Genomic DNA, 20,570 nt, shown 5'->3' on the forward strand with positions numbered 1-20,570 from the left:
ACAAATTAATATTTCAATACCTAACAACTTAAAGGATACTTTCAATTTAATTATTTAAACATAATCAACCAGGTTCTTCTACCCCTTCTTAATCATTGATTAATTCTTCATATATCATCTATTTTACAGGAACTTATTAAAATTCCGAACAGTTCATTATGTCTACCTTCCGGATGATATTATTATATTCAATCATTTATCACTTATCAATAAATTTATACGAACAAATAAATTTATAATTGACAGATGTACGTTCAATTGCTAAGATTTTATACATCAAGACAGTTTCTTATGAATTTTCAGAAATGAAACCCCTTTATGAAGTTGAATTAGCAGATTCATAAAGTAATTCAACCTATTACATTATCAATTTAAGCGTTATCACGCATTATTAAGGAGTGTTTTAAGATGACAGAAGAAATATTAAATCCAATTGTTTTACAACGTGCAGATCCTTTCGTCTATAAACATACGGATGGCTATTATTATTTTACAGGCTCTCATCCTCTCTATGATCGCATTGTTCTAAGAAGAGCAAAATCGTTAAATGATTTACAAGAGGCTAAGGAAGTAGCTGTTTGGTGGAAGCATGAAAGCGGACCTTTAAGTGAGTTAATATGGGCTCCAGAAATTCATCGGGCAAATGGAAAGTGGTATATTTACTTTGCTGCAGCACCTGATACAAATATTGATGACGATACGTTCAACCATAGAATGTACGTTCTTGAAAACGCATCCGATAATCCACTTGAAGGAACTTGGGTTGAAAAGGGTGAAGTTAAAACGGAAATGTCAACGTTTTCTCTTGACGCTACAACATTTTTCCATAAAGGTGAACAATATTATGTCTGGGCACAGCAGGACTTAAATATTAAAGGACACTCAAATCTATATATCGCAAAAATGGAAAACCCTTGGACATTATCTACTAAACCAGTGATGCTAACCAAGCCCGAGCTACCATGGGAAATCAAAGGCTTTTGGGTAAATGAAGGGCCTGCTGTTTTAATTAAAAACGGAAAAGTATTTCTTACATACTCAGGAAGTGCCACTGGAGTAGATTACTGTATGGGGCTTTTAACTGCCAGTGAAGATGCTGATTTATTAAATCCTGATTCATGGACGAAAAGTCAGGAACCAGTATTCCAAAGCTGCCCTGAAAATGGTCAGTATGGACCGGGACATAATTGCTTTACAGAGTCTCCTGATGGTAAAGATACGATACTTGTCTATCATGCTCGTAACTATACAGAATTAGTCGGAGATCCACTTTATGAACCAAATCGTCAAGCACGCGCGCAAAAAATTGAGTGGGATGAACAAGGAAATCCGATATTTGGTGTACCCGTTCCCGATAAAAGATGGACTCCTAAGACACCAGAAGTTTTAAAATAGGAAGGAATTAACTAACATGAGTAACTTAAAACAACTTAAATTCTGGAACTTCGGCGGTATGTACTATTTTTACTTCATGATCTGGGCTTTAATATTTGCCTTCTTACCATTTTGGCTAAATAAAACAGCACATCTGGATACGAGTGTTTCAGGTTTAGTATTCTCAGCAATGGCTGTAACTGCCCTTATCTTGGAACCGCTTTATGGATTAATCCAGGATAAGCTAGGCTTAAAGAAATATTTATTCGGTTTCGTTGTTTTATGCCTGTTATTTATTGGGCCGTTCGTTCAATTTGCTTTTATTCCACTTCTTCAAATTAATGCTGTATTCGGTGCAATAGTTGGTGGAGCATTTTTAAGCTTGTGTTTAAACGGTGGTGTCGGGGTTGTTGAAGCATATATTGAACGTTCTACACGGGCAAGTAATTATGAATATGGGCATGTTCGTCTATTCGGTTCATTAGCTGGTGGAACAGCTGCATTTATTGGTGGAATCATGTTTGTACGTAACCCTTATAGTATTTTCTGGGCATGTACGGTTTCTGCCATTGTTCTAGGTGTACTCTTATGGGCACTTCGTGTCAAAAATGTAGATACTAGTAGTGAAGATTCTAAAGAGAATGAAGAAACTCCTGTTACAAAAGAAAATATCATGAACGTATTTAAAAACAGAAGCTTTTGGGGATTTTGTATCATGATGATTGGGATCGCCACAATGTTTGACGTCTTTGATCAACAATTCCCAAATTACTTTACTAGCTTTTTTGATGATGCATCTAGAGGAGAGCTCGTATTTAGCCGTATTGCCTCGATACAAGTCTTTATCGAAGCAGGTTTTATGGTGTTAACACCATGGTTTATTAATAAAATCGGAGCGAAAAACGGACTGATTCTAGCAGGGATTATTTTATTTATCCGTATTCTAGGGTCTGCATTTTTCACAGAGATTTGGATGCTGTCACTCTGGAGAATCCTTGCATCTATCGAAATGCCATTAATGCTTATTTCTATCATGAAATATATTACAGGTGTATTTGATGTTCGACTATCTGCAACTGTCTATATGCTTGGATTTAACTTCGCAAAACAAATTGGTATCACCATCTTCTCTTATGTAATGGGCTCCTTATATAAGACAATGGGATTCCAAAACTCGTATGTTATTATGTCATTGATGGTAATTGTATTCGTTACCATTGGTGCGTTAATTATGAAGAGTGAAAGACACCAGCAGCCTACCGTTAACAATAACTTGGTTGCAAGTAGATAAGTTTCTTGAATATATCAATTTCTAAGCTTGGCACAATTAGTTTTTTCTAGCTAATTGTGCTCTTTTTATTACTAATTATAGCTCTATGTACCTTCGTCGTCCAATTTACACTACTTTACTAACATTAAAAGATCATTTTTTCTAAAATTGCTTTTGGTGTTCAAAGCAATATACCTCTCCATTAAACCGCTCCTTATTTGTTAAACAATATTCCTTAACCTTTACTGTTAGAGGAGTGCCACATACTTTACACTTAGCTGTAGGAGAGTTACCAGAGCTTATTATGCTACTTGTTGATGATTTAAGAGCTTGTACATGTCTTTCTCTAATTTCATTATCCGTAATGTTTGTCTTTAATATCCGCTGATACAATCCCTCAATATCATCCTCTGAATATACTGGAGAGCTATTTTGCAGTTTTAACACATTTAGCTTCCTCGAAATAAATTCAGATAGCTCGATATCATATACGATTAACTCATTAGATTGAATCTTTCTTAGCTCTAAATCCACCTTGAACGTACAGCGTTTTGTGAATGAGATCATTGATACGATGTTTGAGCTATCTATCTCAGCAATTTTTTTAAGTGCTGAAATATGACCATAGTTTTGATGAAATGGATTCATCATTTGGTATTTCCCATCGACTGACCATGTTTTCCTGTCTTTACCACCGTATATAGTGCCTTGATAATTTTTCGTTTCAATAATAAATACAGCATATGGTATAAATACAATATGATCGATTTGCGAATACCCTGATTTTGACTTTGGGTTTGGGATAAGAATATCACTTAAATATTTGCTATCCTTTGGAAGTTGATCTAGTTGAATATTGATTTTATATTCTCCAATATCACCGATTCTATTAGGTTGTACCTTGACTTTCCTAGCTTGTTTTTCATCAGTAGTTTTCGGTTCGTTTCTTTTAGTTGAAGTGTTACTAGACCCTTTTTTGAATAGCTTTGAAAACATCATATGCCCCCTGTTTTATGTATTTATGGATATCACCCCTAATATCGGTATTTTCGTAATGTTTTTTACATTTTTAAGCATTCTTAAAGAGCAATAATAACAAAAAAAGACTACCTCCTTTTTATTTAGGAAGTAGTCTATATTTTTTAGAAAGGGTGAGAAATAGGTTTAACTATTTCTAGATGTTTGGCTTTGGGAAGCCTTACATCATGCCGCCCATTCCACCCATTCCGCCCATGTCAGGCATTCCGCCGCCAGCGTTTTCTTCTGGCTTGTCAGCGATAACAGCTTCAGTTGTTAAGAACATAGCTGCTACAGATGCTGCGTTTTGAAGTGCAGAACGAGTAACTTTAGTTGGGTCAACGATACCTGAATCGAACATGTTTACCCACTCGCCGTTAGCAGCGTTGAAGCCGATGCCAACTTCTTCTTTCTTCAAGCGGTCAACGATAACAGATCCTTCAAGACCTGCGTTGTGTGCGATTTGACGTACTGGCTCTTCAAGTGCACGTAGGATGATGTTAACACCTGTTTGAGTGTCGCCTTCTTCTTGGATTTCAGCAACTTTGTTATATACGTTCACAAGTGCTGTACCACCACCAGAAACGATACCTTCTTCTACTGCAGCACGAGTAGAGTTAAGAGCGTCTTCGATGCGTAGTTTACGTTCTTTTAATTCTGTTTCAGTTGCAGCACCAACTTTGATTACTGCTACACCGCCAGCTAATTTCGCTAAGCGCTCTTGTAATTTTTCTCTGTCAAATTCAGAAGTTGTTTCTTCGATTTGAGCACGGATTTGGCCAACACGGCTAGAGATTTGACTTGCATCTCCTGCACCTTCAACGATTGTTGTGTTTTCTTTTGTAACAACAATTTTAGAAGCGCGACCTAATTGTTCAATTGAAGCTGATTTAAGGTCTAGACCTAAATCTTCAGTGATTACTTCACCACCAGTTAGGATTGCGATGTCTTCTAGCATTGCTTTACGACGATCACCAAATCCTGGAGCCTTAACAGCTACTGCATTGAATGTTCCGCGTAGTTTGTTTACTACAAGTGTAGCTAATGCTTCACCTTCAACATCTTCAGCAATTAATAATAGTGGCTTACCTTGTTGAACAACTTGCTCTAATACAGGTAAGATTTCTTGGATATTTGTGATTTTCTTATCAGTGATTAATACATATGGATTTTCAAGAACTGCTTCCATTTTGTCAGAATCAGTTACCATGTATGGTGATGCATAACCACGGTCAAATTGCATACCTTCTACAACTTCTAATTCAGTTGAGAAGCCTTTAGATTCTTCGATTGTGATAACACCGTCGTTACCAACACGTTCCATAGCTTCTGCAATTAATTTACCTACTTCTTCGTCAGCTGCAGAGATTGCTGCTACTTGAGCAATTGACTCTTTACCTTCAATAGGTTTAGAAATTGCTTTAAGCTCTTCAATTGCAACAGCAACTGCTTTTTCAATCCCTTTACGAACGACCATTGGGTTAGCACCAGCAGTTACGTTCTTTAATCCTTCACGGATCATTGCTTGAGCTAAAACTGTTGCAGTTGTAGTACCGTCACCAGCAACATCATTTGTTTTGCTTGCTACTTCAGCAACTAGCTTAGCACCCATGTTTTCAAATGCATCTTCTAATTCGATTTCTTTTGCAATTGTTACACCATCATTTGTAATTAATGGAGAACCGAATTTCTTTTCTAATACAACATTACGTCCTTTTGGTCCTAATGTTACTTTTACAGCATCTGCTAACGCGTCTACCCCACGTAACATCGAACGACGAGCTTCTTCGCTAAATTTAATATCTTTTGCCATTTTAACTAGACCTCCTCAAATTTTTTAAAATGTATTCTATGATATGTTTGCTGCTTTCTTATCCGATAACAGCTAAAATGTCGCTTTCACGTAAAATTAAGTATTCAGTACCTTCATATTTCACTTCAGTACCAGCATATTTTGAGAAGATAATACGATCGCCTTCCGCTACTTCAAGAGCTACTTTTTCTCCGTTATCTAACACACGGCCTGTACCAACAGCAACTACTTTTCCTTCTTGTGGCTTTTCTTTTGCACTATCTGGAAGAACGATACCACTAGCAGTTTTTTCTTCTGATTCAACTAACTCGATAATAACGCGATCACCTAATGGCTTTAACAAGTGAAACAACCTCCTCAAATTTCTTGAAATTATGATAATTTTTCCTTTTTATTAGCACTCAGCATTCGTGAGTGCTAACACAATTTATATATTATATAAGATTTCTTTTAATTTCAAGTCTGAAGTGAAAAAAATTTTGAGAAACTTTTCTACTAGATTATGTCTTATTATAGGGAAATTTAAACATTGTTTGTCTATTTTTCAAATGTTCTCATACATATGATTAAAGTAAGGTATGATACAATAAGCAAGGATAACTAAGGCAAGAACATCGCTACTATTAAGAGCTCTTTTTTCCGAGGGTCAGTAAATCAAAGGAGGCTTTTATGAAAAAAAATTATTGGTTTATTATATTAACATATATCGTCATGCAATTCTCTGGAATTGTAGGAATCAAATTGTTTGCCTTATTACATATTGGAAACACAAACGCAGAGTTGGTGGCATATTGGACCATTTTCAGCTTTACAGTAGCCTTAATTATTACTCTCCTTTTATTAAGAAACGATCGGGAGGATGCGAGACTACTTCGGGGTGAACCCGCTTCAGTCGGGAGCTCAATTGGTTGGGCTATTGGTGGGGTATTTTTAGCACTATTTGCCCAAATGATTGCTGCCAATCTAGAAATGTATCTCTTTGGAATAGAACCTGGCTCGGAAAATACTCAAACAATTGTGAAGTTAATCAAAGCATCATCACTATTAATTATCGTAACCTCTGTTATTGGGCCAATTCTAGAGGAAATTATTTTTAGGAAGATTATTTTCGGTGTTATTTATCACCGTTCTAACTTCGTGATTGCGGCATTAATTAGCTCTTTTCTCTTCTCCATCTTACACGGAGAACCTGAACACTTTCTAATTTATGCTTCAATGGGCTTCACCTTTGCCTTTCTTTATGTCAAAACAAAAAGAATCATTGTGCCAATTTTTGCTCATGTTGCCATGAATACGTTAGTCATTATTATGCAATTTGTCTTAGCCGATCAAATTGAAAACCTCGAGAAAACATTAGAACAAATGGAACAAATGCAAGTGATTATTGGAGGCTTTTTATTGTGAGAACAAATCCTATCTCAATGGGAATCTTTTATTTAGTAATGGGATTGTTATTTATCTATTTAGCAATTTCAACTGCAAATGCTAGCAAAGGAATTTTCAGCTTTCCTACTATTCTTTTAATGCTTATGGCTACCTTTGACATCGGTGTAGCAATTAGAATATTTCTCTTCACTAGAAAAGTGAAAAAGAATAATAAGCAAAAATGAGGATATCCGAAGATTGGGGACTGACCCCAATCTTTGGATGATCCTCATTTTTTTGCATTTTCCTCTTCAAATTTTACCTTTTGTGCCTTTCGATAAGAAATTCGGGAAACCCATATACTTATTTCATACAAAATAAACAAAGGAATTGATACCATTAAATGAGAGGTCAGCTCTGGAGGTGTTATCAATGCCGCTATAACTAGTAAGACAAAATACGCGTATCTTCTAATCTTTGATAGAAACATAGGGGTAACAATTCCTAGTCTTGTAAGAAACATAACAACAACTGGTAATTGGAATAGTACACCAAATGGAATGACTAGCTGTAATAAGAAAGTAAAGTATTCATTAATCCCGATGACTTGGTTTATTCCTAAATCATTTGAGATTCTTTCCATAAATTCAACGACAAACGGAAATAAAATAAAATAAGAAAAGGCCACTCCTAATAAAAATAACCCTACTGAAATTGGAATATAGCTTAAGGTGACCCGTCTCTCCTTTTCATAGAGACCAGGACTTACAAAAGACCATAATTGATATAGTATGATCGGTGACGTAAGAACAAAAGCAATGATAAACGCAAATTTCATATAGACCATTAACGGGTCTGTTAAGTTAAAGGAGTTTAATGTTAAATTTCTTGCTTCATCAGTATGCTGCAAATAGATAATAATCGGTCTTGAAAGCAAAAAGCCAGCTATTACCGCTATGAAAAAGAAAACGACAACAATAATCAGTCGTTTTCTTAGCTCCGCAATATGTTCAAAGACCGACATTTCATTTTGTTTCATATCGGTTTCATTCCTATCTTACTTGACTTCTTCCTTGTTTTTTCCCTTTTGATCCTCATCGTCATCTGCTAACCCTTTTGTTGCATTCTTAAATTCTCTTAACGTATTTCCCGCTGCTTTACCTAGCTCTGGTAATTTTTTCGGTCCGAAAATTAATAACGCGACGATGACAATTAACACTAGACTCCCAAATCCTATGTTTGGCATAATGCCACACCTCCTTATGTTTATAGAAAGCTTTCTTTAAGATTTTTCATCAATCGGATAATGCTTTAAAAAGTAAACAAGTGATTGTAGCTCAACGGCAAGATCGATATGGTGAATTCGTATTTGATCAGGAACATTTAATCTTGCTGGTGTAAAATTAAGTATTCCTTTAATCCCTTTTACAATGAGACGATCGGTTATCGCCTGTGCTGCTGGAGCTGGGACAGTTAAAATAGCGACCGTTACATCATCAGGTAAAATCTCTTCAAGATCGTCTAAATTATATACCGGTACTCCACCAATCTCCTTCCCGATTTTCTCCTTATCAATATCAAATGCTAAAGAGATGACCGTATTATTATTTTTCGTAAAATTATAATGCAAAAACGCAGTTCCTAAATTCCCAACACCAATTAAGCAAACATTTGTTGTTTCATCCTGGTCTAATGTTTTTCGAAAGAATGACAACAAATAGTTCACATTGTATCCATAGCCTTTTTTACCTAGTGCTCCGAAATAGGAAAAGTCTCTACGAATTGTTGCAGAATCTACCTTTACTGCATCACTTAATTCTGCTGATGATACTCGCTGTTTACCAGACGAGTGTAGATTTTTCAGAAACCTATAATATAAAGGAAGCCGCTTCGCTGTCGCTTGTGGTATTTTTGATTGTTCTATATTCACTCTTATCCCTCACATTCATTCAAAAGCGTGACTTCGATTTTATTACCCATATCTTTTTTCTTCATCCTAACTCCAATGAGGGCAGGAGTTTATTCATTTCTTCTTTTATCATTTATGTAATAATAATCGTGAAGTCTTTACTTGCTGCTATTGATTGGAATCCCTTCTACTAGTTTCTGTAGAAGTTCCCGCTTTTTCCACCAGTTTTTTCTACTAAAAAAGTTGGTCCGATAATCATGCCTTTATCAACAGCTTTACACATATCATAAACGGTTAAGGCTGTTATGCTTGCAGCAGTTAACGCTTCCATTTCAACCCCTGTACTCCCTTTTGTTTTGACAGTTGTTGTAATAAGAAGGATATATTCATTATCCTTGATATCCCACTGAAATTCAATATCAACACCTTTTATCGGAATGGGATGACACATCGGGATAACCTGTGACGTTTGCTTTGCTGCCATAATTCCAGCTACTTGCGCAACGGAAAGTACATCACCTTTCCCCATTTCATAATTGTTTATCTTGTCATAAACATCCTTTGTAACCTGAATGCTCGTCTTCGCCTTCGCTGTTCTTGCTGTGTCATTTTTTTCGGTTATATCAACCATTTTCGCTCTACCTTGTTGGTTAAAATGCGTAAATTCTGACATATCTATTTCCCCTTATACGTAGACTATACACTATTTTTTATCATCTGTCTGTTTAGTATTTGTGAAAAATTTACTGAGATCATCACTCAAGTACAAGTCTTCTTCTTTCTTTTTTCATTTCTAATGATAGTAAATTTTTTTATTTAAAAGAGTGGTGGGAAAAATCCCCTTTAGTCTCAATGTTGCCCAATACATGTGATTTAAGCTACACTTAAATTATTAGTAGAGGTGAATGTTATGATTTTATTACAAATAAATCAGCTTAGTAAATCTTTTGGTGCTGACCCTATTTTAACCAATATTAAGCTAGAAGTACAAACTAAGGATAAAATAGCGATCGTTGGCCGTAATGGTGCGGGAAAATCAACGCTATTAAAAATTATCGCTGGCAATATGTCCTATGACAGTGGAGAAATTATTAAACCTAAGGGTGTTTCAATTGGTTATTTAGCTCAAGATACCGGTCTTGAATCACAATTATCTATTTGGGATGAGATGCTTACAGTCTATAAAGAGCTTCAAATAATGGAACATGAGATGAGACAGCTTGAACAAAAAATGTCGGTTATCGACCCTAGCAACAATTCTCGTGAATTTGAACAACTATTAAAAGAATATGATAGCCTTCAAATTACCTTTAAAGATAAAGGTGGCTATCAATATGAAGCAGACATTCGTTCCGTCCTGCATGGTTTAGGGTTTAGTCATTTGGATTCCGCTACAAAAATTTCCTCATTAAGTGGGGGACAAAAGACTCGTCTAGCTTTAGGTAAGCTGCTGTTAACGAATCCTGACTTATTAATTTTGGATGAACCAACAAACCATTTAGATATTGAAACATTAACATGGCTTGAACACTATTTACAAAACTACTCTGGTGCCATTTTAATTGTTTCACATGACCGTTATTTTTTGGATAAAATTGTAACACAAGTATATGAGATTAGTCGCCAAACGAGTACAAAATATCTCGGAAACTATAGTAGCTATTTAAAATATAAGCAAGAGAATTATGAAAAAGAATTAAAGGCATATGAAAGACAGCAAGAGGAAGTTGCTAAGCTGCAGGACTTTATTCAACGGAATTTAGCCCGAGCATCAACTACTAAGCTTGCTCAAAGTAGAAGGAAAAAATTGAATAAAATGAGTTTAATGGACAAGCCGCTCGGTGACGAAAAATCGGCCAACTTTCAATTTGATATTGAAAGACAAAGCGGAAATGATGTTCTAAAGGCTACTGACATTTCTGTCGCATATAGCCCAGGCAATCCAATCTTATCAAATATTTCCTTCTCTATTTCTCGTGGAGATAGCATTGCCTTAGTAGGACCAAATGGAATCGGTAAATCTACTCTGCTTAAATCGATCGTCCAAAAGCTTGATTCATTTACAGGTAGCTTTGCACTTGGCTCACATGTACAAATAGGCTACTATGATCAGCAACAAGCAGATTTAAATTCAAATAAGCGAGTTCTTGACGAGCTATGGGATGAATATCCTACGAAAACAGAAAAAGAGATCCGAACCGTTCTTGGTAATTTCTTATTCTCTGGTGACGATGTACTTAAGCCTGTTCACTCCTTAAGCGGCGGAGAAAAGGCTCGGCTTGCTTTATCAAAATTAATGCTGCAAAATGCAAATTTCCTCATCCTAGATGAACCAACGAACCATTTGGACTTAGATAGTAAAGAAATTCTAGAAAATGCGTTAATCGATTATCCAGGTACGATATTATTTGTTTCACACGACCGTTATTTTATAAATAGAATTGCGATGAAAGTATTTGAGCTATCTAGAGACAAAGTAACCGAGTACTTAGGTGATTATGATTACTACCTAATGAAAAAAGAGGAACAGCTAGAAATTGAACAATTAAATAAGCAAGAGAAGGAATCAGAGAAGAAGGATGTTGAAGCAACACAATCAACAGGTAAGCTTTCCTATCAACAGGAGAAAGAGTTAAAAAAACTTGAAAGACAAAAACAAAGAAGAATTGAAGAAATAGAAGAACAAATCAGCCAGTTAGAAGACCAAATAGAAAAAAATGAGAAGCTTCTATGTGATCCTGAAATCTATCAAAACCATGAGGAAGTTCAAAAATTAAACAATGAAAATGAACAATTACAATCAAAGCTTGAAGCTCTCATGAATGAATGGGAAGAATTACATTAAAAACGAAATTGAATCAATTTGGTTATCTCTCTGTGGGGACAGTCCCCGCTTAGGGATAACCTTTTTTATTTCCAGCATTTAAAATTTTTACAAGTATATTTATCAGATCACTATTCCTTTATCCACAATCATTTCCCCTTTAATTTCAACATATCAACAGACTTATGCACATTATCCACATTTTTTGTTGATTTTATCCAAGTTATACACAAGGCATTTTATGCATATTTGACAGGATTTTTAATGACTTTACACAATTCTACAAAAATCGTGCATAACCCTGTGGATAACTTGTATTTTCTATATCTAAAGCCACTTATTCGCTTCATTCAGTACTTTTATCCTGCTGAAAAGGAAATGTAAAGATAAAAAAAGCCTCCGAAAATCGGAAGCTCGTTAATATGGGAGTAACTCTAAACCAGGATTTGCGTTTAATGCTAAATTACTTCTTACACCTTTTTCATAGAGGATACTTCCCGCCGCTGCAATCATAGCTGCATTATCAGTACATAGAGATAAAGGAGGAATCACTAATTCAAAACCATCCCTTTTTCCAAACTCATTTTCTAGTGCTGTTCGTAATCCTTTATTCGCAGCAACACCACCTGCTACTAACAGCTGTTTAACTTGATACTTATCCACAGCCTGAGCTGTTTTTGTGACCAAAACGTCTATGACACTTGCTTGAAAGCTTGCAGCAATATCCTTAGCCTCTAATTCAATACCCTTTTGTTTTGCATTATGGAGCGTATTGATAACAGCAGATTTAAGGCCACTAAAGCTAAAATCAAATGATCCTTCACTAAGCCACGCTCTTGGCAAATCTATAGATGCTTGTCCTTCATGTGCAAGGCGATCAATATGAGGACCACCTGGATAGGGAAGACCTAATGTTCTTGCTACCTTATCATATGCCTCACCAGCCGCATCATCTAATGTTTCACCAATAACTTCAAAGCTTGCATGCTCCTTCATATACACTAATTCCGTATGTCCACCCGAAACAACAAGCGCAAGTAATGGAAAGTGCATCTCAGTTATGAGGCGATTTGCGTAAATATGACCTGCAATATGATGAACACCTATTAGTGGTAGCCCTTGTGAAAAGGCTAATGCTTTAGCTGCGTTGATTCCCGTTAATAATGCTCCAACAAGTCCAGGTCCTTCTGTCACTGCAATCGCCGATAAATCTTTAAAATCTAAGTTAGCCTGTTTCATTGCCTCATCAAAAACAACCGTTAGCTGTTCAACATGATGTCTTGATGCAATTTCAGGTACAACACCGCCGAATCTTTTATGGCTTTCTATTTGCGACGCTACAACATTAGATACGATTTCACGGCCATTTTTTATAATCGCTGCAGCCGTTTCATCACAGCTAGTTTCAATTCCTAATATATATTGGTCTGCTTGACTCATCCTAAATTCACCCACATTACTTTAGCATCTTCATAATTATCTGTATAATAATTTTTTCTTATTCCACCTGTTTCAAAACCAAGCTTTCTATATAGTGATTGTGCGATATGATTTGAGACTCTTACTTCTAGAGAAAGTCGCTTCGCACTCATTTCCTTGCATAGCTGCATAGAAAAACGTAATAGTGCTTCTCCTATTTTCCTTCCTCTAAAATCAGGATGTACCGCAATATTTGTAATCTGTGCATCATCCATAATCACCCACAATCCACAATACCCAATGACGCTTCCTTCGTACTCTACAACTAAATATTTTGCAAAAAGATTTTGTTCAAGTTCGTAATATAATGATTCCTTTGACCAAGGTGCGGTAAAAGACATTTTTTCGATTTCATAAACTTCCTCAATGTCTTCCTTTTTCATCGCCCTAATCGTAAATCTCTCATCCAAATTGTTCACCATCTTATTTTTGTTGTTCTAGCCATTTTGCTTCAGCTTCAGCTAATCGAATATAATTGGGAACAAGTGAATGAACGTCTGTTGCTATTTTTTTCATACCAATCATACCTAATTCACTAGGTCTTGGATTATGTAGCGTCATTGAACCTATCACAGCTTTTTCTGCTAATATCTCTTTAATAAGCTCGTTATGAATAGAGACATCATTTCCTAAAAAAAGTACTTGTTCACCTGTTTCTTTAAGCTTCTCTAGCCATTCTGTTAATAATAGATTGCAATCTTCCTCTATTGTTACTAGGTTATCATCAGAATAACGATATAATCCAGTATAGACCTGCCCTCTTCTCGCATCAAATAGAGGAGAAATGACTCCGTTAAAAAATTTCCCATTAGCTGCTAGGGCCTCTAAACTAGATACACCTACTATTGGAATGTTTAGTGACCACGCCATCGTCTTTGCAATCGACACGCCTATCCGGACTCCGGTGTATGATCCAGGTCCTGTAGCAACTACGATTTTATCAAGATCCTTCGGAGTGAGATCACATTCCTTTAATAATTGTTCAATCGCAGGCATTGCTCGAACAGAATGATTCTTTTTTAAATTGGTTATATATTCACCTATGACTTTATTTGCTTCTAAAATAGCTATTCCCAACACATTATTCGTTGTATCAATGGCTAAAGCTCTCATTTTTTAACTCCTTACATATCTCATCATAAAACTTTCCATGCGGAGTCATCATTAACTCCCGATTTGTTTCATCAATATATTTAATCGAAATATCGATTCTTTCTAAAGGTAATTGGCTTTCAATCAAATGTGCCCATTCTACAACCGTTACACCGTCACCTTGAAAATATTCGTCAAAACCTAAATCCTCTGCCTCATCTTCTAAACGGTAAACATCCATATGATATAAAGGTAATCTCCCACCTTTATACTCTTTAATAATCGTAAAGGTTGGACTATTTACATTTCGCTTGATCCCTAAACCTAGTGCTAATCCCTTTGTAAATGTTGTTTTCCCCGCTCCTAAATCACCCTCAAGTGTTAGTACCGAACCACTTGTTAGCTTTTCAGCTATACTTTTAGCTAAATTCCTTGTCTCTTCAGCATTGTTTGTACGAAATATGTATGATTCCAATTTTCTCACCTGACTTATTTTTTAAAATGATTAAAACCTGATTTATGAAGAGGTTCTCCATCTTTATCATTTTTCATAAGAAAAACTCCAGTATATTTCTTGCTGACATAGCCAATTTTAGTTATCTTAATCGATTGCTCATTACAAAGTCTTTTTAACTGTTCCCAGGATTCAGGTGATGTTGTCCCAACTAACTCAAAATCCTCTCCACCATAAAACATCCATTTCGTTATATCACAAGTCTGTTTTATTTGAGATAGCTCCTGACTAATTGGTAAATCCTCCTCATTAATCATAATTCCTACCCGACTTGATTCAGCAATTTCATGAAGCTCACTAGCTAATCCATCACTTATATCATTTAAAGAGGCCCTTTTTACACTAGAAATAATTCGACCAGCTTTCACTTGTGGAGTAGGTCGTTTATGCCGCTCGATGAGATATTCTTTTATTGAAGCATCATCTATCACATATTTCCCCAATAAAATATCTAAGCCAGCTGAAGAATCACCAACTGTTCCAGTAACAAAAACAATATCCCCATCCTCAGCTTCACTTCTTAACGTACGTACATTCTGCTCCACTTCTCCAATCACTGTTACCGTTACAACTAAATCCTTTGAGGTTGATACTGTATCACCACCGATAAGACTCATGTTATAATGTGAAGCAATTTCGTTCATTCCTTGAAAAATATCGATTAATTCCGATTCCTTCCAAGTATTTGGAATTGAAATTGCTACTAAATAGTAAAGGGGAACACCCCCCATTGCAGCTATGTCACTAATATTTACGGCTAACGCTTTGTACCCTATTTCATACGGAGTAGATAGATGTTTTAAAAAATGAACTCCTTCAACCATTGTATCTACACAGACAACTTGATCCTTTTCTGAATCAGGTCTATAAATAGCAGCATCATCACCAATACCCATTTTAATATTAGGATGGTTTCTTTTCTTTGGTGTTATTTTATTAATAAAATCAAATTCATCCATTTCATTCTCCCATGTTCAAGAAGATTTCTTAAAGTATGAAAAAACCTTAGGATTTACTCCTAAGGATTACTTTTGTCTCTTATTAGTTTATCTCATAATAGAAGTTTATCCAAGTTTTATCCATTCAATCATGTTCGCCTCAGATTCAATCGTTTATATCCAGGTTCTAAGAAAGATAACACTGGATAAAAATAGACATAAAAAAAACGAAACATAATGTGTTTCGTAAATCATCTATAATGGCGGTCCGGACGGGACTCGAACCCGCGACCTCCTGCGTGACAGGCAGGCATTCTAACCAACTGAACTACCGGACCATTTCATTAACTTAAATTGGTTGCGGGGACAGGATTTGAACCTGCGACCTTCGGGTTATGAGCCCGACGAGCTACCAGACTGCTCCACCCCGCGACGATAATATAAAGTTTTTACCTGGCAACGTCCTACTCTCACAGGGGGAGTCCCCCAACTACCATCGGCGCTGAAGAGCTTAACTTCCGTGTTCGGCATGGGAACGGGTGTGACCTCTTCGCCATCGTCACCAGATAATTAGTGTACGGCTTCCGATGAACTTCACATTTCTGCGTCATCTCATACGTCAGCATCCTCACGTACCGATGTACGCTCCGGTGCCTCCTCAATCGATTCCTTGAACTGTTCGTTCCTCGAAACCCTTTTACTTCATATAAAGTTATAAGGAATAATATATTCCTTCAAAACTAGATAACGATATTATATTCATTCACTTAGTTTAACGCTCTTTATATCTAGCTCCAGAAGCCATCGGCTTCTTCTGCTTTTTTAAATTAGGTTAAGTCCTCGAACGATTAGTATCTGTCAGCTCCACGTGTCACCACGCTTCCACCTCAGACCTATCAACCTGATCATCTTTCAGGGTTCTTACTCACTAATGTGATGGGAAATCTCATCTTGCATAAAAGAATTGGTTGATTTCCGCTTTTCCTTCCGCGAATATCACCATTGTCTTTTTATAAGATATTACCGCTTTTTTGTTTTACTAAAATATTCTGCCCCACCGCTTAGCTTTCGTTACAGGGTGAAGGTAGCTACTAAATGATAATGACTGAAAGGAGCTCATTACTGTGCGTAAGAAAATTCTCTGTTTCACCTTATGTTTGATGGTGCTATGTTTCTCTAGTCATCCAAAGACTTATGGTGCAGAAACGAATAAAAATGAAGATAACCAAAAGCTAATGAGCTTATATAAAAAGGTAGAAACGCTCACGACAATCCCGTGGTATGTTTTTGCGGCAATCGACCAATATGAAAGAAATGTAAGGCACTCGCGAAGAGATATTCCAAAAGCACCTGGGTTAATTGAAATTTATATTAAACCTGAGGTATGGACTGGACCACTCAATCCAAACCAAAAGGATACCGATCCGAGAACGATTGGCTTATTTGGCGGAATTGGTGTAGACGGAAATGGCGATAAAAAAGCTGAGCCTACTAATGATGAAGATGTACTCTACACAATTGCCAATTACCTGCAATCTTACGGTTCAGATCTTGATAACATCAAGATTGGGTTGTGGGAATATTACCATCGTGATAAAGCTGTAGGACTCATATTAGGGCATATGAAATTATTTCAAAAATACGGCCGTCTTGATTTAGAAGGACATGCTTTTCCAATCCCCCGTCAATATAATTTCACCTACCATAATACATGGGGGGATGCCCGTGGCTGGGGAGGAAGAAGAATTCATGAAGGGACAGATATTTTTGCGAATTACGGTGTCCCTGTTCGTTCAACCTGCTTTGGTGTTATAGAAATGAAGGGTTGGAATCGATACGGTGGGTGGAGAGTTGGAATCCGTGATATTGATAATACGTACCACTATTTCGCACATTTAAACGGCTTTGCTGATGGATTAAAGGTTGGACAGGTTGTTGAACCAGGTCAATTAATCGGCTCAGTTGGAAGCTCAGGCTACGGTCCACCCGGTACATCAGGAAAGTTCCCACCACATCTTCACTATGGACTATATAAGGACAACGGAAGAACAGAATGGTCCTTTGACCCATATCCACATTTAAAAGCATGGGAACGAGCAGAACGTAACAAGAAATAATCGTTAAAGACGCGCAGTATAAAGGGCTGACACAATCATGTCAGCCCTTTAACGTTCAATTATATTTATTTACTTACTCTGTTTCGCCTTAACTACTGCATTTACAATACTAGCAACTAAGCCTCCCCAGATTACGACAATACCAACGACCATCATTGTAATAGCAGATACACTCATCGTGATACCTCCTTATTTGCAGAAGCTGCTAGTGCATTATTCTTTTTTTTACTAATTGAGAATAGCACCCCAACAAAAATGGCACCTAACGCAACTGTCCATCCCCAATTAAATAAGAATTCACGAGGATAATCACCATATTCGCTAGTTAAATTCGTTTTTAAATTATCAAACATCATATATCCTAAAACGACTGGTGTAATAACTGATAAACAAATTCTCCACCAAGCACCAAGCTTAATATCTGATAAATCATCAGCATGCTTTTGAAGGTTTTTCAATTCTTTTGCAAACCAAGCAATCGCAACAACTTCAATGAATCCAGCTAAAGTAATTCCAAATGTGTTAATAAAGTAATCAACAGAATCTAAGAAGTAAAGTCCGCCTTTTGTTGCAAATAATAGAGATGCAACAAACGCTAGCCCTCCGCCATATGCAACTGCCTTCGTACGTGAAACATTGAATTTTTCTTGGATACCTGCTACATATGTTTCAATAATTGAAATTAACGAAGTCATACCAGCTAAAATTAATGAACCAAAGAATAAGAAGCCAAAAAGTCCGTTAAACGCCGGAAATTCATTAATAATTTGCGGGAAGACAACGAATGCAAGACCTACCCCTGAAGAAACAACTTCAGATACTGGAACACCTTGTTGTGTTGCCATAAAGCCTAAGGCACTAAATACACCAATACCGGCAAGAACCTCAAACGCAGAGTTTCCAAATCCAGTAATAAACGCATTGTTAGTAAGATCTGATTTTTTCGGCAGATAACTAGAATAAGTAATCATAATTGCAAAACCAATTGATAAACTAAAGAAAATTTGTCCGTATGCTGCTACCCATACCTTTCCGTCAAGCACCTTGCTCCAATCTGGTTTAAAAAATGCATCCAAGCCTTGTAATGCTCCATCAAGCGTAATAGCACGAACAACGATGATTGTAAACATAACAACGAGCAATGGAATGAAGATTTTATTAGCTGCTTCGATTCCTTTTTTAACACCGGCAAACATAACGCCTAATGTAATAACCCAAACGATAATGATTGGAATTAAGACGCCTGGCACTAAGCCACCGAAATCTCCAGGAGTTTCAGCAAGCTTTAAGTAATCATTGTAAAGGAAGCCTTCTGGGTCATCTCCCCACGTTTGCTTAAATGAAAAAATAGAATACGATGATGCCCAAGCAACAATTGCTGGATAATAACAAGAAATAACGAATGCGATCGCTAGCTGCCACCAGCCTAGCCATTCTTTTCCTTTGCTAATTTTCGAAAATGTTACTGGCGATGATCCACGGTACTTATGTCCTAAAGCAAATTCCATTACAAGCAATGGAATACCCGCAGTTAATAATGCAAACAAGTACGGTAGGAAGAACGCTCCTCCTCCATTTTCATATGCTGTTGCTGGAAAACGCCAAATATTTCCTAAGCCTACTGCAGAACCAACAGCTGCCATAATAAAGCCAGCCCTTGATCCCCACTGTGGACGATTATTCATTACAAATTTCCCCCTTCTCAAACTTGAACCAAATAACGGAACAATTTGAAATTACCTAATTTTCTGACTATTTAGTATAATCTATACATATTATAAATGGACATTATGCCTATGTCCACAAAAATTTGCGAAAAATATTATTTTAGTATGATTTATTCAGAAAATTTAAATAGTTCTGAAAGTAAATTACAATAATTTTCCTTTTAATATCTCTCCTTATAATCAAGGAAACAAAGCAATCCCACTCTAAAAAGTATTATTGAAAGCTAATACATTTTATCATTTTTTTCAACATAAAGTTATTCTATAAAAAACAATATAACTGCGCAAGCTCCAAAGTTTAACAATTTTGATAATAAAAAAGAGCAATGAACAACATGCTCATTACTCCTCTAATCCAGGTATGTCAACGTCCGGAAGATTTCCTTCAGAACCACCACCACCATGATATTGCGGAACATCTCCACGTTCTGAGAAATTTACGATTGGGATCGTATTCGTTGCTTTTATCACTTCTGTTGCAAATGGAATGACTACTTGAACACTTACCTCTACGTATAAAGATATTTCGTGTACTCCACCATTAATACCATATTCCTTTGTCTCACTTTTTGTATCAACAAATACATCGCCAATTAAATAATATTGAATCGGAATTTCCGGTCCTAAGGAACTTAGTAACGAGTTATTCGTAATTACCCCTAATGGAATCCCATACACAATTCCATCAGCCAACTCTGTATTTGAAGTTTTACTATGGAAATTATTCCTCTCAATTTGACTTAGCTTCTCCGTAATATTATCCTGAACTCTTTTTTTTGCTGCGTGTACTGCACGCTGATTTAAGTTAACTGATGTGACATTTCCATTACTATTTGTTGTAATATCAACCAGATTTTCTTGCTCAGCCTCTGTTAGCACTTCTTTTTCTACCGCATTATGTATGATAGTAGTTGCAACCTTATTTGCTTCAAACTTTGCTATCCTCATTAAAGTAGCTTCCACCTGAACATTAACAATCCAAAAGCTTACTGCCGTTAATATAATAAAAATAACTAACGTTAATAAGAGAACATAACGAAAAGGTAATGGCCCTCGACGGCGGCGTACACTTCTACCGCGAAATTTAGGCAAAATACATCCCCCCTTACAACATGTTTATGCTTGTAAGGG

Annotated in this window: 21 protein-coding genes, 2 tRNA genes and 1 rRNA gene; 6 read left to right on the forward strand and 18 right to left on the reverse strand. The window is 36.4% G+C overall.

Annotated features, from left to right (window positions below; genetic code table 11):
• Positions 1-408 precede the first annotated feature (408 nt).
• Together HU235_RS00105 and HU235_RS00110 are read left to right on the forward strand one after the other, a co-directional pair.
• A complete protein-coding gene (locus HU235_RS00105; protein WP_095302232.1) occupies positions 409-1,395 on the forward strand; it encodes a glycoside hydrolase family 43 protein in 987 nt (328 codons plus the stop codon).
• 16 nt (positions 1,396-1,411) lie between these two features.
• Positions 1,412-2,665, forward strand: coding sequence for an oligosaccharide MFS transporter (locus HU235_RS00110; RefSeq protein ID WP_174879045.1), 1,254 nt, complete (start codon positions 1,412-1,414; stop codon positions 2,663-2,665).
• A gap of 141 nt (positions 2,666-2,806) precedes the next feature.
• Here the strand turns inward: HU235_RS00110 and HU235_RS00115 are convergent, their stop codons facing one another.
• From HU235_RS00115 to groES, 3 genes are all read right to left on the reverse strand, one after another.
• A complete protein-coding gene (locus tag HU235_RS00115; protein WP_174879046.1) occupies positions 2,807-3,640 on the reverse strand; it encodes a nuclease-related domain-containing protein in 834 nt (277 codons plus the stop codon).
• Between the two features lie 202 nt (positions 3,641-3,842).
• The gene (gene groL / locus HU235_RS00120; RefSeq protein WP_095302235.1) at positions 3,843-5,474 is read right to left on the reverse strand and encodes a chaperonin GroEL; all 1,632 of its coding nucleotides are present in this window, start codon (positions 5,472-5,474) and stop codon (positions 3,843-3,845) included.
• 58 nt (positions 5,475-5,532) lie between these two features.
• On the reverse strand, positions 5,533-5,817 hold the full coding sequence (gene groES, locus HU235_RS00125; protein ID WP_095302236.1) for a co-chaperone GroES: 285 nt from the start codon (positions 5,815-5,817) through the stop codon (positions 5,533-5,535).
• 326 nt (positions 5,818-6,143) lie between these two features.
• On the opposite strand from groES, the gene HU235_RS00130 reads away from it, so the two are divergent.
• Both HU235_RS00130 and HU235_RS00135 read left to right on the forward strand, forming a co-directional pair.
• On the forward strand, positions 6,144-6,878 hold the full coding sequence (locus HU235_RS00130; protein ID WP_174879047.1) for a CPBP family intramembrane glutamic endopeptidase: 735 nt from the start codon (positions 6,144-6,146) through the stop codon (positions 6,876-6,878).
• Positions 6,875-7,084: a YdiK family protein gene (locus tag HU235_RS00135; RefSeq protein WP_095302238.1), complete on the forward strand. Its 210-nt coding sequence runs from the start codon at positions 6,875-6,877 to the stop codon at positions 7,082-7,084. The genes HU235_RS00130 and HU235_RS00135 overlap by 4 nt, the downstream gene beginning before the upstream one ends.
• A gap of 44 nt (positions 7,085-7,128) precedes the next feature.
• Here HU235_RS00135 and tatC read toward each other — a convergent pair whose 3' ends face one another.
• The 4 genes from tatC to moaC all read right to left on the reverse strand — a co-directional run bounded on the left by tatC (position 7,129) and on the right by moaC (position 9,421).
• Positions 7,129-7,878 (reverse strand): twin-arginine translocase subunit TatC, encoded by a 750-nt coding sequence (gene tatC / locus HU235_RS00140; protein ID WP_095302239.1) that lies wholly within the window; start codon positions 7,876-7,878, stop codon positions 7,129-7,131.
• Positions 7,879-7,896: 18 nt separating this feature from the next.
• The gene (locus HU235_RS00145) at positions 7,897-8,085 is read right to left on the reverse strand and encodes a twin-arginine translocase TatA/TatE family subunit (protein WP_174879048.1); all 189 of its coding nucleotides are present in this window, start codon (positions 8,083-8,085) and stop codon (positions 7,897-7,899) included.
• Positions 8,086-8,121: 36 nt separating this feature from the next.
• Positions 8,122-8,769 carry a redox-sensing transcriptional repressor Rex gene (locus HU235_RS00150; RefSeq protein WP_095302241.1) on the reverse strand — a complete coding sequence of 216 codons (648 nt, stop codon included), beginning with the start codon at positions 8,767-8,769 and terminating at the stop codon, positions 8,122-8,124.
• Between the two features lie 169 nt (positions 8,770-8,938).
• A complete protein-coding gene (moaC, locus tag HU235_RS00155) occupies positions 8,939-9,421 on the reverse strand; it encodes a cyclic pyranopterin monophosphate synthase MoaC (protein WP_095302242.1) in 483 nt (160 codons plus the stop codon).
• 237 nt (positions 9,422-9,658) lie between these two features.
• Here moaC and HU235_RS00160 point away from each other — a divergent pair, with 237 nt between their 5' ends.
• On the forward strand, positions 9,659-11,593 hold the full coding sequence (locus HU235_RS00160; RefSeq protein ID WP_174879049.1) for an ABC transporter ATP-binding protein: 1,935 nt from the start codon (positions 9,659-9,661) through the stop codon (positions 11,591-11,593).
• 396 nt (positions 11,594-11,989) lie between these two features.
• Here the strand turns inward: HU235_RS00160 and tsaD are convergent, their stop codons facing one another.
• The 8 genes from tsaD to rrf all read right to left on the reverse strand — a co-directional run bounded on the left by tsaD (position 11,990) and on the right by rrf (position 16,162).
• The gene (gene tsaD, locus HU235_RS00165; RefSeq protein ID WP_095302244.1) at positions 11,990-13,012 is read right to left on the reverse strand and encodes a tRNA (adenosine(37)-N6)-threonylcarbamoyltransferase complex transferase subunit TsaD; all 1,023 of its coding nucleotides are present in this window, start codon (positions 13,010-13,012) and stop codon (positions 11,990-11,992) included.
• Positions 13,009-13,461, reverse strand: coding sequence for a ribosomal protein S18-alanine N-acetyltransferase (gene rimI, locus HU235_RS00170; RefSeq protein WP_255451951.1), 453 nt, complete (start codon positions 13,459-13,461; stop codon positions 13,009-13,011). Before rimI ends, tsaD begins: the two co-directional genes overlap by 4 nt.
• A gap of 13 nt (positions 13,462-13,474) precedes the next feature.
• Positions 13,475-14,164 carry a tRNA (adenosine(37)-N6)-threonylcarbamoyltransferase complex dimerization subunit type 1 TsaB gene (gene tsaB / locus HU235_RS00175; protein ID WP_095302246.1) on the reverse strand — a complete coding sequence of 230 codons (690 nt, stop codon included), beginning with the start codon at positions 14,162-14,164 and terminating at the stop codon, positions 13,475-13,477.
• Positions 14,145-14,618, reverse strand: coding sequence for a tRNA (adenosine(37)-N6)-threonylcarbamoyltransferase complex ATPase subunit type 1 TsaE (tsaE, locus tag HU235_RS00180; protein WP_170944446.1), 474 nt, complete (start codon positions 14,616-14,618; stop codon positions 14,145-14,147). Before tsaE ends, tsaB begins: the two co-directional genes overlap by 20 nt.
• 14 nt (positions 14,619-14,632) lie before the next feature.
• Positions 14,633-15,616, reverse strand: coding sequence for a thiamine-phosphate kinase (gene thiL, locus HU235_RS00185; protein ID WP_095302248.1), 984 nt, complete (start codon positions 15,614-15,616; stop codon positions 14,633-14,635).
• 240 nt (positions 15,617-15,856) lie between these two features.
• Positions 15,857-15,933: transfer RNA gene (locus HU235_RS00190), tRNA-Asp, on the reverse strand.
• A 17-nt stretch (positions 15,934-15,950) separates the two neighbouring features.
• Positions 15,951-16,027, reverse strand: a tRNA-Met gene (locus HU235_RS00195).
• A gap of 19 nt (positions 16,028-16,046) precedes the next feature.
• A 5S ribosomal RNA gene (gene rrf / locus HU235_RS00200) occupies positions 16,047-16,162 on the reverse strand.
• 593 nt (positions 16,163-16,755) lie between these two features.
• Here rrf and HU235_RS00205 point away from each other — a divergent pair.
• On the forward strand, positions 16,756-17,712 hold the full coding sequence (locus HU235_RS00205; protein WP_174879066.1) for a M23 family metallopeptidase: 957 nt from the start codon (positions 16,756-16,758) through the stop codon (positions 17,710-17,712).
• A gap of 69 nt (positions 17,713-17,781) precedes the next feature.
• On the opposite strand, the gene HU235_RS00210 is transcribed toward HU235_RS00205, so the two are convergent.
• From HU235_RS00210 to yunB, 3 genes are all read right to left on the reverse strand, one after another.
• Positions 17,782-17,889 (reverse strand): methionine/alanine import family NSS transporter small subunit, encoded by a 108-nt coding sequence (locus tag HU235_RS00210; protein ID WP_095297489.1) that lies wholly within the window; start codon positions 17,887-17,889, stop codon positions 17,782-17,784.
• Positions 17,886-19,397, reverse strand: coding sequence for a sodium-dependent transporter (locus HU235_RS00215; RefSeq protein WP_174879050.1), 1,512 nt, complete (start codon positions 19,395-19,397; stop codon positions 17,886-17,888). The genes HU235_RS00210 and HU235_RS00215 overlap by 4 nt, the downstream gene beginning before the upstream one ends.
• 384 nt (positions 19,398-19,781) lie before the next feature.
• On the reverse strand, positions 19,782-20,531 hold the full coding sequence (gene yunB, locus HU235_RS00220) for a sporulation protein YunB (protein ID WP_174879051.1): 750 nt from the start codon (positions 20,529-20,531) through the stop codon (positions 19,782-19,784).
• Between the last annotated feature and the right edge of the window lie 39 nt (positions 20,532-20,570).

The organism is Metabacillus niabensis (genome assembly GCF_902829255.1).
Classification (GTDB): Bacteria; Bacillota; Bacilli; order Bacillales; family Bacillaceae; genus Metabacillus; species Metabacillus niabensis.